The following is a 1193-nucleotide window of genomic DNA, read 5'->3' on the forward strand; positions in this document are numbered from 1 at the left end:
ATCTGAGGGAACGGTTCTTCCGAGCAACAACACGCCTATACGTGGTCAAGGAGACATTCACACGTTTGGTTTACCTGAGCCTAATATAGCCCCACCAACACGCGCTAGAGTAGAAACGAGGACAAACCCTTACGAAGCTAAATTACAGCAACTATTCAATGCTGCACGTCAAACTGATCTTCCACCAGGACGAGAAAGAGAAGCGCTAGATGACCTGTGGAGTCGTATGGCAGGACCGAATGACCCGGGATTGGATGAGCTGATTGATCTGGCTTATCCATCCGGATCACCACGCCGGGAAGTTAATCCGGATGTATTGAAGGAAGCCAGAACACGRCAATCAGCGAGAGAAGTTGCGGGAGTTCCTTCACCTGTGAAATCCGCATCAGATCGATACACGCCATACATTGGTGCTGTAGAACCTCCAATCGAGAGAGTAGGAAGGGCGGCGAACGTTGAAGTTAAACCGACAACACCTCGCCGATTGGAACCAGGGAATCCGACAATAGCAGTATCACCCGAACAAGAATCAGAGCAAATCCTGAAGGCAGTTTCTCAACCACGAGTAAGGGATYGGGTCTATTCTTACCTGGACGAAGCAGAAAAATCGGCACGGGAACGCATTTCCAAACGCCGCAATATAGGGTTCGTCCCAACGGGTGGAAATGAAGTAGTTGACTATGCGATTATAGGTGCGGCTAAACTTGGGAAAGGTACCATCAAGCTTTCTGATTGGACGGAAGAAATGGTCAAAGAGTTCGGAGAAGGTTTCCGAAAGACTGCTCCAAACGTATACCGACAATCAAAAGAGTATCTGAAGCAACAGGAACGCAAAGCATCCAAAGAAGGTCAAGCCGCTCAACTGTTCAATGAAAGCGGTCATGGCGATGCATCAACCTTTGACCAAAAAATAAGCCGAACACCGACGAAGCGTAAAGAGCCGTTTAGCAAACGATGGGAGAGAATTCGCACTCAGTTGGTTGATGATATGGCTCCACTTGAAGGGTTGGAAAAGCGTGTTAGAGGTCGTCTAGCAAGCGCGGAAGACAGTTTATATAAAGCTGCTAGGATGTTTAAAGGCGTTCCTGAGAAAGCATCTCAGATCGTCACACAGAGTCTAAAACCCATCATTGATACAATTGAAAAAGCGGGGTACACATCGGAGGATTTAGGAAGGTTTGCTCTCGCAAAAC

1 protein-coding gene is annotated in these 1193 nt (G+C 47.8%); it reads left to right on the forward strand.

Going from position 1 to position 1193, the window contains the following annotated elements:
* Nucleotides 1–250: 250 nt before the first annotated feature.
* A partial coding sequence (locus AC1DWB_RS35625) for a hypothetical protein (protein WP_477545785.1) occupies nucleotides 251–1193 on the forward strand: 943 nt, incomplete at its 3' end.

The organism is Paenibacillus sp. P4_E11 (assembly GCF_056401635.1).